Source organism: Streptomyces sp. NBC_00631 (genome assembly GCF_045206895.1).
GTDB lineage: Bacteria > Actinomycetota > Actinomycetes > Streptomycetales > Streptomycetaceae > Streptomyces.
Genome location: NZ_CP107734.1, coordinates 1865363 through 1882107, shown reverse-complemented (window position 1 = coordinate 1882107; position 16745 = coordinate 1865363). Strand labels below are relative to the sequence as shown.

Below are 16745 nucleotides of genomic sequence, written 5' to 3'. Positions count from 1 at the left end.
AGGCGTCCTAGACGTCCTGGCGTGAGGCGTCCTGGCGCCGGGCGTAGTTCGCCTGGGCCTGGTAGACCGTCTTTTCCTCGTCGCTCACGTTCTCGATGCCACAGACCCTGCGTGCGAGGTCCGCCATGGCGCCGTTCGGGGACATCTCCGCGCGCTTCATGGTGAGCGTGCGGATGGCCAGCAGGGGCGTGCCGTTGAAGTTCTCGAAGACGCCGATGCGGTCGCCCCAGTCGGACAGGAACATGTCGCGGATCACCCGGCTGATCTTCAGCCGGTCGTGCGGTCTGCCGACCGGTCCGGTCTGCAGCGCCTCCAGCCACGGCCTGAGTTCCGGCTGCTGCCACTGCCCCTCGGTGGGGTAGATCAGTGCGGCGCGGCCGGCCAGGTCGATGAGCTCGTGGACCATCTCGGTGATGTGCTCGATGTAGTACGCCCGCCCGAAGTCGAACATCAGGACGTTCGGCTTGAAGATGCCGCCGGGTGTGAAGAACCCCTGGGCCTCCGAGCCGACGACGTGTGCCTTGAGCGACTGGTGGAAGCCGGCGAACCGGGCTATCCGGGCCTGTACCGGGGGCAACTGGTAGGTGCCGATGTGCTCGGTGATCAGCAGGGCCAGCCCGAGCATCAGCTCGGCCTTCACCATCGCGCGTACCAGCGAGTGGTAGTGCAGCCAGTCGAAGACGCGCTGCGGGTACAGCGACGCGTGCTGGGGGTTGCCGATGTGGAAGACGCGGTTCCAGGGGATGAGCACGTCCTCGAACACGATGATGCTGTCCAGTTCGTCACCCTGCGCGGCGAGCGGGTGCTCCACCTCCTCGCCGTCCCGGACGTTGCTCTCGCGGCAGATGATGGTGACCCCGGGTGCGCTGGGCCGTACCGCGCCGTAGACGATCTGCTCCGCGACGATCCCGGGCCGGTAGAACACGCCGATGTGGATCCAGTCGCCGAAGGCCGCGCCGGTGCTGATCGCCTTCACACCCCGCACGGTGATGCCCTCGTCCGAAGTGCCGACCACCCGCAGGGCGGGGGATTCGGCCTGGGCGGAGTCGCGCGAGCGGTCCGCCTGCGGGTCGACGAAAGCCGGCGTCGCGTTGAGGTCGCCGTCCCGCACCACGTTCCAGAAGTCGAGGAGCCCAGGTGTGAGGTCCCTGCCGTCGGTCCCGACGGACTGGCTGCTCCAGGGCTCCGGGTCGTCGACGTAGGTCAGCAGGACGTAGTTGTTCACGTCCGGTGTGCGCGGGACGGCCCCGCCGCCCAGTTCGCGCTGCACCGTCTCCAGGTAGGCCCGCTTGCGCCGCAGTTCGTCCGCGGACCGGTGCTGGAACCAGGTCATGGACCGCCGTACGCCGTCCTCGTCCACGAACGTCATGACGTCCTGGAGGTCCGGGCGGTGGTGGAGGTCGTAGAAGGCCGCGAGGCTCCGGGCGTACGCCCGGGTCTTCGGGTGCGTGGCCACGTTGTCGACGAGTTCGTCACCCACCCACACCTTGCGGCCGTCGTCCAGCGCTGACAGGTATTCCTTGCCTGTGCGCATGTCGTGCTCCTCTCCTGGGGCAAGAGATCCGGATGGCACGGAGCATGCGTCGCAACGGGGTGAGCCGACGGCCCGGCGCGGACGTTCACCCGGGTGAAAGCCGTGGTCACCGGGGATCCGGCATTGAGGCGGATGTGTCCCTGAGCCATGCTGACCCCATGCACAGCACAGATCCCGCCGACGCCGACGGGCGTGGCGGCCGGGCCGTGACCGGGCTGCGCCTGCGGGGACGGGATCGCGAGATCATGACCGCCCGAGGGGCACTGGACGTGGTGCGCGGTGGGCGGGGCGCCTGCGTCGTCGTGGAGGGCGCGGCCGGCGTCGGCAAGAGCAGGTTCCTCGCGGAACTGGACGGGATGGCACAGCGGTCCGGATTCGACGTGGTCTCGGTACGGGCCGACGAACTCGACCAGTACGCGGCCGGAGCCGCGCTGCTCTCCGCCCTCCAGCCCTCCGACGGCTCCCACCGAGCCCTCGCGGCCGCCGACGACCAGCGGCTCTGGCTGCTGGACAGCATCGCCGACGCACTGGAGGAGCGGGCTCAGCGTGCGCCGGTGGCCGTGGTCGTGGACGACGCCCAGTGGGCCGATCCCGCCACGCTCTTCGTACTGCGCACCTTGCCGGGACGGCTGGCCGCCTCGCGCATCCTGTGGGTGCTGGCGGTACGGTCGGACACCGAGCGGCCGATCGTGATCAGGGTCCGGGAGGACCTCGAACGCCTCGGCGCCCGATGGCTCACTCTGGGCCCCCTGCCCCAGCGGGAACTCCGGCACATCGCGGCCGACGTCCTCGGGGCGACGCCGTCACCCGCACTGGCCAGGATGCTGCGCGACGTCGCGGGCAACCCCTTCCTGGCCATCGAACTGGTACGGGGCTTCACCGACACCGACGTCGCCAGGACGGAGACGGGCGAGAGCGGTCTGCTGCGCGACGGCATCCCCCTCGGCTTCCGGCGCAGTGTCGCCGCGCGGGTCAACCGGCTCCCCGAGGACGGCGTGCACCTGCTCCAGATCGGGTCCGTCCTCGGCCGCGAATTCGACCTCGGCACGGCCGCCCGGATGATGGGCAGGCAGGTCGGCAGCCTGCTGTCGGGCGTCGACGCCGCCCTCAACGCCGGTCTGCTCGTCGGTGACGACCCGCGACTGGCCTTCCGTCACGACCTCACCCGGCAGGCGGTCCACGACAACCTGCCGCTGGCCGTCCGGACCGCCCTGCATCGGGAGGCGGCCGACAGCCTCCGCGGCGCCGGAGCGCGCCCCGCGGAGGTGGCCTGGCACGTCGTGATGTCGGGCGGCCCGGTCGACGACCATGCGGTGACCACCCTGACCACCGCCGTACGGGACATGTCGTCGTCGGCGCCCGACGCGGCCGGGGACCTGGCCCAGCGGGTCGCCGGCCTGCTGCCCTCGCAGGACCCGCGCCGTATCGCACTGCTGACCGACGCTGCCGAGTACCTCGGCCGCACCCGTCGGGTCCACGAGGCGCTCGACCTGGTGGACACCATGCTGCCGGAAGGCCTGGAGCCGCTGGAGGAGGCGCGGCTGCGCCTGGCGGCCGCCGAGATCTACCAGGCCGCGGGCGACGACGCCGCCGCGATGACACACCTCCAGAAGGCCCTCGACCTGCCCGGTCTGCCGTCCGACCTGCGGATCCGGCTGCTGAAGACCAAGGCGACGGGCCATGTCTACCTGGGGGACATCGCGGCCGCCGAGCGGACCGGGACCGGGCTGGTCGAGGACTCCTACCGCAGCGACGATCCGGCCGTCGTCGTCAGCGCCATGGTGTTCCAGTCCCAGGCCTTCTTCTACCGCGGGCACCTGGCCCGGGCCCTCGAACTCGCCGAGGAGGCCACCCGGCGCGCCGGCATCGAGACCGCGGCGCTCTACCTGCGGCCGCCCCGGATCCCGGCGCTGTGGCTGGCCACCGTGCTGACCGTCACCGACCGCCTCGCCGACACCGAGCGAACCCTGCGTGCGGGGCAGCGCGAGGCGGAGGCGCTGGGCCTGGGCTGGTCACTGCCCCACTGGCACGCCGTCCGTGCCTGCGCGCTTCTCGAACAGGGAGCGCTGGACGACGCCGCCGTGGAGGCCGAGGCCAGTCTGCTGGTGGCGGACGAGCTTGAGATCACCCTGCCGAATCCGCGGGCCCGCGCCGTCCTGGCTCTGGTGGAGATCAGACGAGGTGACCTCGCCCAGGCCAAGGACCACCTCGGCGCCGCCGACACCCACTCCGGCACCCACACCCAGCGGTACGGCCCCTGGGTGTCCTACGCCCGTGCCTGCCTGGCGGACGCCGAAGGCGAAGCCGGGGCGGCGGCGGTCCTCGCCGAGAGCTTCGCGAGCCAGCAACCGGCGCGCCTGCTGGTACTGCCCCCGTCCCACTGGCCCGAGATCGTGCGCACCGCGCTCCGCGGCGGGGACCCCTCGCTCGCCCAGGCCGTGTCGGGCGCCCTGCTCGGCCTGTCCGCACACGACGAGAGCCGGCAGATCGTCGGGGCGGTCCGCGCCCACGTGGACGGCCTGCTCCACCACGACTCCGGCGCACTGGCGTCCGCTGTCACCGGCTACCGGGAAACCGGCAGACCACTGGCCTTGGCGGCGGCCTGTGAGGACCTGGCCGAGCTGCTGGCGGAAGGGGGTGACACGGCATCGGCGATCCCGTACTTCGAAGAAGCGGCCCGGCTGGTCTCCGCCTCAGGGGCCGGGCACGACCAGGAACGGATCAGGGGGCGCCTACGGCGGCTGGGCGTCCGTACCGCCCCGGTACGGACCCACCCGACCGGCCCGCGGGGTTGGGAGGACCTGACCGAATCCGAGCGGAAACTCATCCCGCTCGTCGTCGAGGGCCTCACCAACCGGGCCATCGCCGACCGGCTCTACGTGTCCGTGCACACCGTCAACACGCACATGAAGCACATCTTCGCCAAGCTCGGCATCAACTCACGGGTCGAGCTGACCCGGCTGGCGATCGGACGGGGCACCGGCGCCGAGGCGGTCGACTGACCGGTACGCCGGCCGCGGATCCCGCGGGGATCCCGTGAATGGGTGACCCCCGGCTCCAGCCGCCCCGGTGACGCCGGACACCCCGGCGCGGCCCCCGGCACAGGCCTCGTCCGGTCCGGCGACCGCGCCGGATCCGAGCGGGACCGGAAACGAGCCGGTGGTAGCGAGACTCACAGGCCACGGGCCAATCACCAGATCGCGCGATGTGCCCGGCGAGGTCCCGTTCAACACTGGGCGTGTCGGCGATTGCCCATGCAAGGAGAGTTGGCAATGGAAAAGCTCGTACGGCGCGTCGCAACCGCAGCAGCTTCTCTCACCGTGGTCGCGGGCGCCCTCCTCACCGCGGGAGGCACCGCGACAGCGGCCACCCTGCCACCGGCGCCGTCCGCCCCCACCAGGGCCGGTGCCGTCGCAGAAGTGCACGATCCATGGATCCGGGGCCAGCTCGTGGCGTTCGGGTACATCGGCTGACCCGCGAACAGGGAGTGTCTTGCACGATGAGCGCCAGGCATACCGCCTCAGGACACCCGCCGGGCCGATCAGAACCCGCCACGTCCTGCCGCACAAGCACCCCGGAACGCGTCACCGCCGATCTCGACTCCTCATCGAATGAGCCGGGTCGGATGGTGGCCCGGGGGCTGGAACCCTGGCTCTCGGCATGGCTGGCGGCCGGTCAGGAGGACGGCGGCGAAACGAGACAGGAATCACCGGGCTCTCCGACGCCGGAGCCGCGGCACCGGCAATCAGTTGCGCCGTCACATGGCTGACCGGATTCTGCCATCCGCCGAGGTGTGGCGTCTCGAAGGTGAAGCTCGCCTCGTGGTGGCTGTCCCTGGGGAGCCCGACATCGAGAGCATGCCGCGCCACGCGTCGGACCGCGGTTCGCCGAGGCCGGCGGCGAGGTCCCGGGCGCTCCTCGCCGGGGCCGAGCAGCCGTCGACGTACCTGAACGTCGGTGAGAACGGCCCACGTTCGCCCGAGGCCAGGGCCGGCGCTGCGCGCACCGGCACCCGCAGATCGCCGAATGGAGGCGTCGACGACGGCGAGCTCACCTGCGACGACCTCGACGGCTTCACGGTCCGCTGCGCTGCCCTCGCCAGACCTCGCCGCTGACCACCGAGGGTGGCCGGGGTGCCGGACCAGATGCCGTTGACCTGCGGCTGGGCCGTGACGGCGTCAGGTGACGCGGCCGGCATGCATAGCTTGCGGCTCCCGGTACGGCGCCGCACCCCCCGCCCCGACGTAGCGTGAGCCAGTCACCGTATGCCCGCCCCCGCAGCACCGGGAGTTCCACATGGCCCGCTCCGAAGCCCGCGTTCCCACCGACCGCCCCGCCCGCTACGCCAAGCAGCTCGCCTCGCACCTCGGCCGCCGCTCGCAGACCAGCTGGGACGAGGAGACCGGCACCGGCGGCATCGTCTTCCAGAACGGCACCGGTACCCTCACCGCGGCCGAGGACGCCCTGCTGCTCACCGTGGAGACCGAGCCCGAGAACCTGGAAGTCCTGGAGAGCGTCGTCGGCCGTCACCTGGTCCGTTTCGGCACCCGCGACGAACTCGTCGTCGTATGGCACCGCGACAACGGCGAACCGGGTACGACGCAGCGCAACTCGGAGGCCCCGACGCCCCACTGACCTAGTCGAACTGGCTCGGCAGCGGTGCCGGGGTCTTGCCGGACAGGACCTCCTGGAGGCGCTGGGCGCCGTTCTGGACGGCCAGGGCGGTGCTGTCGTGGTCGACACCGGACAGCCCGCCGTTGGTGACGGCCGCCCCGGAGGCGCCGACCCGCATCGCCGCGACGTCCAGAGTGGTCGTGGCGGGCTGCCCGTTCGAGGTGCCCTGGACGGTGACCGTCAGCGCCGCCAGCGCGTCGGCCACCTTGGGCGGTTCCTTGTACTCGACGACCTGCACGGTCCGCTTGCTGCCGTCCGAGGCGGTGGCCGTGAACTGGCTGCACTTCTCCGACAGGCCCTTGAGCCAGTTGATGGTGGCGTCCATGGTGGACTGGCCGTAGTCCCCGACCTGGTACAGCAGCCGGGAGTCCTCCGAGGTGAAGCCGCGCAGCCCGGAGGCGCCGGTGGCGCGGCCCAGCAGAGTGTCGGAGTAGAGGCTGTCCACCAGCCGCTGGCAGTCGGCGGCACTGGACTTGGCGCTGAGGAACTGGGCGACGTCGACCTTGCCGACCAGCATCTGGTTGCGCCAGGTGGCGGCGTCGTTGGCCAGTTGCCAGTCGTCCTCGATGTCGGCCGGCGTGATCAGCGCGGCCTGTGCCCCGGCACCGGTGAGGGCGGCGGTGGGCGACGCGTCCGGGGAGCGCTCGGCGGCGGGGGAGACGGCCGCGGCCTCGGGGGAGCCGTTGCCGTCCGAACAGGCCGCCGTGGCGAACAGGGTCCCCGCCGCCAGGGCTGCGGCGAGAACACGCGCGGGTCGGGACGGACGGGTCATCGCGACTGCCTCCTCGGGAGTGCGGTACGTCCCTCCACGCCACCACCGGCCGACAGTGCCGACCACTCGCACGTGCCATTCGGGTGAGCGCCAGGGTCAGGCCGCGGCGATCCGCACCCGCCGGCTGCCGCAGCGTGGGCACACCGCGTCCGTGAGCGGCGACCGCACCGCCCGGCCGGCCTCGTCGACGTACTCCAGGGTGCTCTGCAGGTCCGGGTCGGCGACCGGATCGGTGAAGAACACGGCCTGGAAGACGGCCTCCCAGCCGTGGCCGCACCGCCCGCAGCGGAACACGAAGGTCTCGGGTACGGCGCCCGGCACCGGCCCGGGACCCGGGGGCTCGGTCATCGGCTCCGGCTCCTGTCACTCGGCCCTGAACCACCAGCGCACCGCCCCTCGCGTCCGGCGGCAACTCGGGGCCGGGTGTCCCGGGCGTGGACGCCCTCTTGACGCGGGGCGGAGGCCGATCGACACTCCAGATGAGAATCCTAGTGAAAAGGTAGGGAAAGATGGGTCGCCTGCGCACGCTCACCGGCAGACCGCGCCGCGAGAGCTCCGCGCCCTGGACCGCTCCCCTGCTCACCTCCCGGCGCCATGTCGACCTGCTGCGGATGTGCGGCGCCACCGGCCGCAGAGGCTGAACGCCCGGTCCCGGCCGCCCCGGCCGGGCGCCCACCCGCCAGGACTCACCGAATCGCACCGAGAACCCACCGTCGAAGGCTTCCGCCGCGCGCGCGTCCGCGCGCCCGCCCGCCCCAGGGGAGACGCATGTCCATCACTCCACTCGCCGCCCTCCCGTCCGTCCGCAGCGCGCCCGCCTTCCGGGGCCGCATCGGCCGCGACGCCCGCAGCGGCCACTACGCGGTGCCGCGCCGCTACCGGCTGCACCTGTCCACCGCCTGTCCGGACGGCCTGCGCATCGCCGTCGGCCACAGCCTGCTGGCCCTGGACGACTGTTGTCCGGTCACCTTCCTGCCCGCCGTCCCGGACTGTCCCGACGGCAGCCACACGGCGCTGCGCCCGCTGTACGAGGCCAGCGCCCACCACTACTCGGGGCCGGCGCTCGCACCGGTGTTCAGCGACGACTGGTCCGGCCGGATCGTCAGCACCCACAGCCGGGACATCCTGCGCGACCTGGACCGGCACTTCGGCGACGGTGCCGCCCGGCTCTACCCGTGCGGCGCCGAGGCCGGGATCGAGGCCGTCGAGCGGCTGTGCGCCAAGGACATCGAGCAGGCCGCACAGCGGGCCGGACGCGAGGGCGGCGACCCGGAGGCGCTGGAGGTACTGCTCGCCGCCCTGGACGGGCTGGAGCGCCGGCTGACCGGGGTGGAGTTCCTGGTCGGCGGGCAACTCACGGCCGCCGACATCGAGTTGTGGGTGACCCTGGTGCAACTCGACACCGTGCACCGCAACCACCTGGACGCCGCCGCCGTGCACGCCATCGCCGGCCACCCGGCGCTGTGGGCCTACGCCCGGCGGCTGGCCGCCCGTCCGGCCTTCGGCGCCCACCTCGACCTCGACGGCATCTCCCGCCGCCACCACGGCCGTTGCCAGGGGCTGGAGGCCGCCGGCGCGGCCGTCCAGATCCTGGACTGGGCCGGCCACGCGGCGGACGCTCCAGGCGTTCCGCGCAGGTGAGAGCGGTCCGAGCCGTCCCGTCAGTCGGACGGGCGTTGACATTCGTTCGGGCAACTGCGTTACTTGCGGACCAGAACGGTCAAGAGCGTCAGCGTCAAGCCCTGGCTTGCTGACCGGCAACCCTCGCACCGCGGTGGGGTGCCCCAGGTGACGACCGGACCGACGACGTTTCGGCAAGCGACGATTCGGTAAGCGCGAGGCCCTCCGGGGCCGGAGAACAGTGACAGGTGACGGACATGTACGCAGCTTCCAGGACGGCCGAGCGCCGCGCCGAGGGCTGCGTGCGCCCGTACCCGAGCCCGCTGGTCGCCGACCGCGCCGTCGACCTGCTCCGTGTCAACAGCGCCCTGTGTAGCGCGTGTACCGCACCGGGCCGTGCCCGCTGCCGGGTCTGACCAGGCTTTTCAGCCGGCTTCCCGCAGCCTCGCACCCCAGCGTTCCCGTCGAAACACCGGCCGTCCGGTGTGCCGCCGTCCGCCCAGCCCCGTGCCCCGCGCGCCCCCGCGCTCCGTGCCGTGCCCGAACACGGCCCGGTGCGCGGCCTCCGCCGTGGGGCACGTGGTGTCCGACTCCGCCGGAGCCCGCCATGAGTGAACCCCCAGGCGCCACCATCGCCCCCGAGGTGCCGCCCGCCGCCGACGAGCCGCCAAAGCCCCTTGCCGCCCAGCGAGTTCTGCCGCTGCGTCGGCCGGGCCGCTGGATCGCCACCGCCGTCGTCGTCGTCCTCGTCACCCAGTTCGTGCACGGACTGGTGACCAACCCCTTCTACCAGTGGGACCGTTGGGGCTACTGGTTCCTGCGGCCGACCATTCTCGACGGGCTGGTCATCACCCTCGAAGTCACCGCCTACAGCGCGGTGTCGGGCCTCGTCGGCGGCATCCTGCTGGCCCTGGCCCGGCTCTCGAAGAGCCCGGTGCTGCGCGCGGTGAGCTGGACGTACGTCTGGGCGCTGCGCTCCATCCCGCTCATCGTGGTGCTGCTCTTCCTCTACAACTTCAGCGCCCTGTACAGGACGTTGAGCGTCGGTGTCCCCTTCGGGCCGGCCTTCTTCTCCTTCGACGAGTCGAAGCTCGCCACCGACATGGTCATCGCCGTCATCGGCCTCAGCCTCAACGAGGCGGCCTACGCGGCCGAGGTGGTCCGCGGCGGCATCCTCTCCGTGGACCAGGGCCAGCACGAGGCGGCCGCCGCGCTCGGTCTGCCCAAGCGCTACCAGTTCCGGAAGATCGTCTTCCCGCAGGCGCTCAGGTCGATCATCCCGAACTACGTCAACCAGCTCATCGGACTGATCAAGAGCACCTCGCTGGTCTTCTACGTCTCGCTGCTCGACCTCTTCGGCACCGCGCAGAGCATGGGCTCCACGTACCCCGGGGACATCGTGCCGCTGCTGCTGGTGGTCACCGTCTGGTACCTGATCCTCACCAGCGTCGTCTCCGTGATCCAGTTCTACGTCGAGCGGTACTACGCCCGGGGCGCCACCCGCTCCCTGCCGCCGACCCCCTTGCAGAAACTGCGGGCCGGCCTCACCGACCTGCGCGCCCGCATCCGCCGGGAGGCCGCCGTATGAGCATCACCGACACCCTGGAGACGGCCCCCGCCGCCCTGGAGATCCACGACGTCCACAAGTGGTACGGCGCCCACCGCGTCCTCGACGGCGTCGACCTGACCATCCGACCCGGCGAGGTCACCGTCGTCCTCGGCCCGTCCGGCTCCGGCAAGTCCACTCTTCTCAGGGTCATCAACCACCTGGAGAAGCCCGAGATCGGCTACGTCAGCATCAACGACGAGCTGATCGGGGTGAAGCGGCAGGGCGGGAGACTGAAGGAGCTGAGCGAGCGCGCCATCCTGGCCCAGCGTGGCCGGATCGGCTTCGTCTTCCAGAACTTCAACCTCTTCCCGCACCTGACCGTGCTGGACAACGTGGCCGCCGCCCCCGTGGCCACCGGAAAGCTGACCAAAGGCGAAGCCCAGGCACTGGCCAAGGAACTCCTCGAACGCGTCGGCCTCGGCGAACGCGTAGGCGCCTACCCGCGGCAGCTCTCCGGCGGCCAGCAGCAGCGCGTCGCCATCGCCCGCGCCCTCGCCCTGCGCCCCGGCGTCATCCTCTTCGACGAGCCCACCTCCGCCCTCGACCCCGAACTCGTCGGGGAGGTCCTCTCCGTCATCAAGGACCTGGCCACCAGCGGCACCACGCTCGTCATCGTCACCCACGAGATCGGCTTCGCCCGGGAGATCGCCGACCGGGTGGTCTTCATCGACGGCGGCAGGATCGTCGAACAGGGCCCGCCCTCCGAGGTCCTCGACAGGCCACGGCACGAGCGGACCCGGGACTTCCTCAGCAAGGTCCTCTGAACCGCCGTACCCCAGACCTCCCCCCCGCGCCCTCACCCTCAGCACCGGCACCGACAAGGAACCGCCATGTCTACCCACTTCACCCGACGCAGCCTGATCAGAGGCATCACCGCGGCCACCGCCGTCGCCTCCCTCGCCACCGGGCTCGCCGCCTGCGGGGGCGACAGCGACGCGGCCACCACCACCGACAGCGCCAAGGCCGGAGAGGTCGTCGTCGGACGGGTCTCCAACGGCGCCGCCGGCCAGACCACCATCAAGGTCTCCGAGGTCAAGTCCATCAGCGCGGAACTGCCCGCGGCCCTCCGCAAGAGCGGCAAGCTCGTGATCGGCGAGGGCGCCCTGCCCGCCGGCTTCCCGCCGCTCGCGTACGTCGGCAGCGACCAGAAGACCCTCACCGGCTCCGAACCCGATCTCGGCCGCCTGGTCGCCGCGGTCTTCGGACTCCAGCCGGAGATCAAGAACTTCACCTGGGAGAACATGTTCGTCGGCATCGACAGCGGCAAGGTCGACGTCGCCCTCTCCAACATCACCGACACCGAGGAGCGCAAGAAGAAGTACGAGTTCGCCTCCTACCGGCAGGACAACCTCGCCTTCATCGTGCCGAAGAAGAGCACCTGGAACTTCGACGGCGACTACGAGAACCTCGCCGGCAGGACGATCGCCGTCGGCTCCGGCACCAACCAGGAGAAGATCCTCCTGGAGTGGCAGGCGAAGCTGGCCAAGGAGGGCAAGAAGCTCACCGTCAAGTACTTCCAGGACAGCACCAGCACCTTCCTGGCCCTGAACAGCGGAAAGATCGACGCCTCCTTCGGCCCCAACCCCGGCTTCGCCTACCACGACAAGCAGACCGCGAACACGCCCGACGCCACCCGCACCGCGGGCACCTACTCCGGCGCCGGCGCCGGCCTCCAGGGCCTGATCGCGGCCACCGCGAAGAAGGACAGCGGCCTCGCCAAGCCCCTCGCGGACGCCATCAACTACCTGATCAAGAACGGTCAGTACGCCCAGTGGCTCAAGGCCTACAACCTCTCCGACGAGGCCGTCGCCAAGTCCGAGGTCAACCCGCCCGGACTGCCGCTCGACAACTCGTGACCGCCCGCGCCGGCACGCCCGCCGGCTGCTGGGGGAGGGCCGGCCGGGCCACCCGCCTGGGCCGCGCGGTCGCCGCGGGCATCCGGGAGCGCGGGGCCCCCCCGTTCCTGCCCGCGGCCCCGGACAGCGCCACAGCCGTCCGGCTCCACGAGTCGATCGGCTTCACCGAGCGCCTGCGCGGCCGCACCCCGCTGGTGCGCAGCCCGGGAACATGGGCGAACGCCCGGCTGTTGTGACTCAGGACGAGATGTACGCGGAGCAGGCCGAGGAGGTGCGGGGCATGACACATATCGTCAGTCCCAGTCGCCGTACCGTCCTGCACTCCCGGCCGCACATCGACCTGCTGCGCGTGGCCGGCGCGCTCTGTTGTTCCTGACTTTCCTCCGCCGCGCCCTCCATCCGGCGCGCCCTTGTACGGACCTCAGGAAGGCACCACTGTGTCCTCATCTCCCGCTTCCCACCTGCACCTCGCCGTCGCCCTGGACGGCACCGGCTGGCACCCCGCCTCCTGGCGCGAGCCGGTCGCCCGCCCCCGCGAGCTGTTCACCGCCGGCTACTGGGCCGACCTGGTCGCCGAGGCCGAGCGCGGTCTCCTCGACTTCGTCACCATCGAGGACGGCCTGAGCCTGCAGTCCTCGCTCCCCCAGTCTCGACTTCGCTCGACCGGGGGGACCCCCATCGGCGAGCCGGACGACCGCACCGACCAGGTGCGCGGCCGCCTGGACGCCGTCCTGATCGCGTCCCGGATCGCGCCGCTGTCCCGCCACATCGGCCTGGTGCCGACGGTGATCACCACCCACACCGAGCCGTTCCACATCTCCAAGGCGATCGCCACCCTGGACTACGTCAGCACCGGCCGCGCCGGGCTGCGGGTGCAGATCTCCGCCCACCCGCACGAGGCCGACCACTTCGGCCGCCGTACCTTCCCGCCGATCGACCTGGCGGAGCTGCGGTCCCCGGCCGGTCAGGAGCGGCTCACCGAGCACTTCGACGAGGCCGCCGACTACGTCGAGGTGGTGCGCCGGCTCTGGGACAGCTGGGAGGACGACGCCGAGATCCGGGACGCCGCCACCGGCCGCTTCGTCGACCGGGACAAACTGCACTACATCGACTTCGAGGGCGCCAAGTTCAGCGTCAAGGGCCCCTCCATCACCCCGCGCCCGCCGCAGGGCCAGCCGCTCGTCACCTCCCTCGGCCACCAGACCGTCCCCTACCGGCTGATCGCCCGCCAGGCCGACGTCGGTCACGTCACCCCCCGGGACGGCGCCGACGCCCGCGCGATCGTCGCCGAGATCCGCGCCGAGCAGGAGGCCGCCGGACGGGCCGACGACACCGTGCACGTCTTCGGTGACCTGGTGGTCTTCCTCGACGACGACCAGGCCGCGGCCGCCGCCCGCAAGGAACGCCTCGACGCCCTCGACGGCGGCGCGTACCCCAGCGACGCCCGGACCTTCACCGGTACGGCTGCCGAACTCGCCGATCTGCTTGAGGAGTTCGCCGCCGAAGGCCTCACCGGCTTCCGGCTGCGGCCCGCCGTACTCGGCCACGACCTGCCGCGCGTCACCACGGACCTGGTCCCCGAACTCCAGCGCCGCGGCCGCTTCCGCACCGCCTACGAGGCCGACACCCTGCGCGGTCTGCTCGGGCTCGCCCGCCCCGCCAACCGCTACGCCGCCGCCACCGCCTGAGCCGGAAGGACCGCACCCCCTCATGAGCAAGCCGCTGAAGCAGATCCACCTGGCCGCGCACTTCCCCGGTGTCAACAACACCACGGTGTGGAGCGACCCGGCCGCCGGCAGCCACATCGAGTTCAGCTCCTTCACGCACTTCGCGAAGACCGCGGAACGCGCCAGGTTCGACTTCCTGTTCCTCGCGGAGGGCCTGCGCCTGCGTGAACAGGGCGGCAAGATATACGACCTTGACGTCGTCGGCCGCCCCGACACCTTCACGATCCTCGCCGCGCTGGCCGCCGTCACCGAACACCTCGGCCTGGCCGGCACCATCAACTCCACCTTCAACGAGCCCTACGAGGTGGCCCGTCAGTTCGCCAGCCTCGACCACCTCTCCGGCGGCCGGGCCGCCTGGAACGTGGTCACCTCCTGGGACGCCTTCACCGGCGAGAACTTCCGCCGCGGCGGCTTCCTGCCGCAGGACGAGCGCTACTCCCGCGCCAAGGAGTTCCTCGCCACCACCAACGAGCTCTTCGACTCCTGGCACGGCGACGAGATCCTCGCGGACCAGGCCACCGGCACCTTCCTGAGCGACGCCAAGGCCGGCTCCTTCGTGCACAAGGGCCCGCAGTTCGACATCCACGGCCAGTTCAACGTGCCACGCTCCCCGCAGGGCCGCCCGGTGATCTTCCAGGCCGGCGATTCCGACGAGGGCCGCGAGTTCGCCGCGTCCAGTGCCGACGCGATCTTCAGCCGGTACGCCACTCTCGACGCCGGCCAGGCCTTCTACACCGACGTGAAGTCCCGCCTCGCCAAGTACGGCCGCGGCCCCGAGGACCTGCTGATCCTGCCCGCCGCCAGCTTCGTCCTCGGCGACACCGACGAGGAGGCCGAGGAGCTCGCCCACCAGGTGCGCCGCCAGCAGGTCAGCGGGGCGACGGCCCTCAAGCACCTGGAGTTCGTCTGGAACCGGGACCTGTCGTCGTACGACCCGGAGGGCCCGCTGCCCGACATCGACCCGCTGGTGAGCGAGGAGCACATCTCCCGGGGCCGCGCCCAGGTCCGGATGTACCGCGACCCGCTCGCCATCGCCCGCGAGTGGCGTGAGCTCGCCGAGGCCAACAAGTGGTCCATCCGCGACCTCGTGATCAACACCGGCAACCGGCAGACCTTCGTCGGCTCCCCGGCCACCGTCGCCAGGACCATCAACGACTTCGTGCAGGCGGACGTCTCCGACGGCTTCATCCTGGTCCCGCACATCACCCCCGGCGGTCTCGACACCTTCGCCGACACGGTCGTACCGCTGCTCCAGGAGCAGGGCGTCTACCGCACCGAGTACGAGGGCACCACCCTGCGCGACCACCTCGGCCTCGCCCTCCCCGACGGGAAGCGCGGCGAACGGGCCGCGTCGTGAAGTGACGCGATGTTCGCCGAGGAACTGGGCTTCGAGGGTTTCGGGGTGGGGGAGCGGCACGAGCGGCCGTTCATCTCCTCCTCGCCGACCATGGTGCTCAGCCATGTCGCCGCGCTCACCGGCGCATCCGGCTCTTCACCGCGGTGACCACGCTGAGCCTGCCGGCCCCCGTCCGGGCGTACGAGGACCACGCGGGACGGTTGTCCGCCGCGCAGCCGCTCGCTCGTGCCGAGCAGACAGCTGTGATGGCGGGGCGCGCCCATCTCGTCGACCGGCCGGGTCAGCGGGCGCGTTGTGGCCGGTCGCGCCCACGCGGTGGAGCCGCACACCGATTCAGCCCCGCGCCCCTAGGGGGTGTCCGCGGCCCTTCCGGTGTGGTCGCGGCACGTATCCCTCCCCCGAAGGTTACGTGCCGCGACCGCTTCCCCCGGCGCCGGACAGTGGTCCGACCTCCGCGTCGCGGTGTGTGCCGGTGTCACCAGCACATGACCGCTGTCTCCCCCGACCCCCACGTGGAGTGGAGACGGACGCGGACGAAGTAGCGGCGGTCCTTGACGAGCCGGACCCTGATCGCGGTGTTGTGCGGGGTGCCCCCGTCGTCGTGGCCGGCGAGGTAGCGCGGTTCCCCGTCGCGCTCCTCGAAGACCACGACGACGGAGTCGCTCTCTCCGAAGGTGCCCACGCTGTGGACGCGGGTCTCCGGCGGCTCCACGACGAAGTCGGCCTGTCCGCCCGGACCCAGGCTGAGCGGCGCCGAGCGGAACGGCACCAGCGCGTCCGGCGGATCGGCGGGCGGGTACCAGCGGAGCACGAACTCCTTGTCCGCCGGGGACAGCGACCCCGGCGGGTACAGACCCCTGTGGTACTGCTCCGGCTCCAGGATCAGCCCCGGACCGAAGGGGAACTGCATCACGGACTGCGGATCCCACACCGAGCCGTTGGCCTCGGACGGGTCCAGCCTGCGCAGGACGTTGAAGCGGGTCCGGTCCCGGCTCCAGTGGTTCGGCGGTCCGGCGAGGTCGGCGTAGACCGCCTCGTCGTCCCAGTGGACGCCGGCGAACGGGCTCTGGTGCTCGTGCCGCATCCCGAGCACGTGCCCGATCTCGTGCAGGGCCGTCCAGCGCCCGTCCTGCCCGGTCAGGTCCCAGCCGAGGTTCATGGTGCGCTCGCCGGCACCGACCGAGAGGGCGTCCCGGCCCACCGCGGACCAGGATCCGTCACCCTGCTGGAAGCCGATCCGGAGCTCCGCCTCGCACCGGTCGAAGACCTCGGTGAACCTCACCCCGATGCCGAGGTCCTGCCACTCCCGGAAACACTCGCGCACCACGTCCCGCTGTTCCTTGGCACCGGCCCACGGCACCCGGCGCAGTTCCCCGGTCCCCGGGACCGGGATCACCGAGGCGTCGGTGTCGGCGTCGAGGAAGCAGTAGTGCAGAACCGTGCCGTTGACCCACATCCGCCGCCCGCCGACCAGCGCGCTGAGCCGCTCGGCGGCCAGTCCCGGCGCGAACGCCGGGGCCGACTCCCGCGGAAGCGAGCAGTAGCGTCGGGTCATGCGCCCAGACTGCCGTCCGCCCCGGCCGGGCGCCTGAGTCG

At 71.6% G+C, this 16745-nt stretch carries 18 protein-coding genes, 1 pseudogene and 1 riboswitch; of the genes and pseudogenes, 15 read left to right on the top strand and 4 right to left on the bottom strand.

Going from position 1 to position 16745, the window contains the following annotated elements; all coding sequences use genetic code 11:
* Positions 1-7: 7 nt before the first annotated feature.
* Positions 8-1534 carry a 4-hydroxyphenylacetate 3-hydroxylase family protein gene (locus tag OHB00_RS08725; protein ID WP_406432935.1) on the bottom strand — a complete coding sequence of 509 codons (1527 nt, stop codon included), beginning with the start codon at positions 1532-1534 and terminating at the stop codon, positions 8-10.
* Positions 1535-1692: 158 nt separating this feature from the next.
* Between OHB00_RS08725 and OHB00_RS08720 the strand changes: the two genes are divergently transcribed.
* From OHB00_RS08720 to OHB00_RS08705, 4 genes are all read left to right on the top strand, one after another.
* Positions 1693-4536, top strand: coding sequence for an AAA family ATPase (locus OHB00_RS08720; protein WP_406432933.1), 2844 nt, complete (start codon positions 1693-1695; stop codon positions 4534-4536).
* A gap of 270 nt (positions 4537-4806) precedes the next feature.
* Positions 4807-5007: a hypothetical protein gene (locus tag OHB00_RS08715; RefSeq protein ID WP_406432931.1), complete on the top strand. Its 201-nt coding sequence runs from the start codon at positions 4807-4809 to the stop codon at positions 5005-5007.
* A gap of 348 nt (positions 5008-5355) precedes the next feature.
* Positions 5356-5649 (top strand): hypothetical protein, encoded by a 294-nt coding sequence (locus OHB00_RS08710; RefSeq protein WP_406432929.1) that lies wholly within the window; start codon positions 5356-5358, stop codon positions 5647-5649.
* Between the two features lie 181 nt (positions 5650-5830).
* Complete coding sequence (locus tag OHB00_RS08705; protein WP_406432927.1) at positions 5831-6169, top strand: DUF2218 domain-containing protein; 339 nt, start codon at positions 5831-5833, stop codon at positions 6167-6169.
* Between the two features lies 1 nt (position 6170).
* Here the strand turns inward: OHB00_RS08705 and OHB00_RS08700 are convergent, their stop codons facing one another.
* Together OHB00_RS08700 and OHB00_RS08695 are read right to left on the bottom strand one after the other, a co-directional pair.
* On the bottom strand, positions 6171-6980 hold the full coding sequence (locus OHB00_RS08700; RefSeq protein WP_406432925.1) for a hypothetical protein: 810 nt from the start codon (positions 6978-6980) through the stop codon (positions 6171-6173).
* A gap of 96 nt (positions 6981-7076) precedes the next feature.
* On the bottom strand, positions 7077-7328 hold the full coding sequence (locus tag OHB00_RS08695; protein ID WP_406432923.1) for a hypothetical protein: 252 nt from the start codon (positions 7326-7328) through the stop codon (positions 7077-7079).
* 161 nt (positions 7329-7489) lie between these two features.
* Between OHB00_RS08695 and OHB00_RS08690 the strand changes: the two genes are divergently transcribed.
* The 11 genes and pseudogenes from OHB00_RS08690 to OHB00_RS08640 all read left to right on the top strand — a co-directional run.
* Entirely contained in the window at positions 7490-7621 is a 132-nt protein-coding gene (locus OHB00_RS08690; RefSeq protein ID WP_406432921.1) for a hypothetical protein, read from the top strand.
* 127 nt (positions 7622-7748) lie between these two features.
* On the top strand, positions 7749-8621 hold the full coding sequence (locus OHB00_RS08685) for a glutathione S-transferase C-terminal domain-containing protein (protein ID WP_406432919.1): 873 nt from the start codon (positions 7749-7751) through the stop codon (positions 8619-8621).
* A gap of 77 nt (positions 8622-8698) precedes the next feature.
* Positions 8699-8822: riboswitch (SAM riboswitch) on the top strand.
* Between the two features lie 35 nt (positions 8823-8857).
* Positions 8858-9016, top strand: coding sequence for a hypothetical protein (locus OHB00_RS08680; protein WP_406432917.1), 159 nt, complete (start codon positions 8858-8860; stop codon positions 9014-9016).
* A gap of 191 nt (positions 9017-9207) precedes the next feature.
* Positions 9208-10188 (top strand): amino acid ABC transporter permease, encoded by a 981-nt coding sequence (locus tag OHB00_RS08675; RefSeq protein WP_406432915.1) that lies wholly within the window; start codon positions 9208-9210, stop codon positions 10186-10188.
* On the top strand, positions 10185-10973 hold the full coding sequence (locus OHB00_RS08670) for an amino acid ABC transporter ATP-binding protein (protein ID WP_406432913.1): 789 nt from the start codon (positions 10185-10187) through the stop codon (positions 10971-10973). The genes OHB00_RS08675 and OHB00_RS08670 overlap by 4 nt, the downstream gene beginning before the upstream one ends.
* A gap of 66 nt (positions 10974-11039) precedes the next feature.
* Positions 11040-12065, top strand: a complete 1026-nt coding sequence (locus tag OHB00_RS08665) for a transporter substrate-binding domain-containing protein (RefSeq protein WP_406432911.1) — start codon at positions 11040-11042, stop codon at positions 12063-12065.
* Positions 12062-12301, top strand: a complete 240-nt coding sequence (locus OHB00_RS08660; RefSeq protein ID WP_406432909.1) for a GNAT family N-acetyltransferase — start codon at positions 12062-12064, stop codon at positions 12299-12301. Before OHB00_RS08665 ends, OHB00_RS08660 begins: the two co-directional genes overlap by 4 nt.
* Positions 12302-12345: 44 nt before the next feature.
* On the top strand, positions 12346-12441 hold the full coding sequence (locus tag OHB00_RS08655; protein ID WP_406432907.1) for a putative leader peptide: 96 nt from the start codon (positions 12346-12348) through the stop codon (positions 12439-12441).
* 61 nt (positions 12442-12502) lie between these two features.
* Positions 12503-13753 carry an LLM class flavin-dependent oxidoreductase gene (locus OHB00_RS08650; protein ID WP_406432905.1) on the top strand — a complete coding sequence of 417 codons (1251 nt, stop codon included), beginning with the start codon at positions 12503-12505 and terminating at the stop codon, positions 13751-13753.
* 22 nt (positions 13754-13775) lie between these two features.
* Positions 13776-15149 carry an NtaA/DmoA family FMN-dependent monooxygenase gene (locus tag OHB00_RS08645; protein WP_406432903.1) on the top strand — a complete coding sequence of 458 codons (1374 nt, stop codon included), beginning with the start codon at positions 13776-13778 and terminating at the stop codon, positions 15147-15149.
* A gap of 3 nt (positions 15150-15152) precedes the next feature.
* Positions 15153-15343 (top strand): annotated as a pseudogene (locus OHB00_RS08640) (LLM class flavin-dependent oxidoreductase); the annotation flags it as partial.
* Positions 15344-15624: 281 nt separating this feature from the next.
* On the opposite strand, the gene OHB00_RS08635 reads toward OHB00_RS08640, so the two are convergent.
* The gene (locus OHB00_RS08635; RefSeq protein WP_406432901.1) at positions 15625-16704 is read right to left on the bottom strand and encodes a M12 family metallopeptidase; all 1080 of its coding nucleotides are present in this window, start codon (positions 16702-16704) and stop codon (positions 15625-15627) included.
* Between the last annotated feature and the right edge of the window lie 41 nt (positions 16705-16745).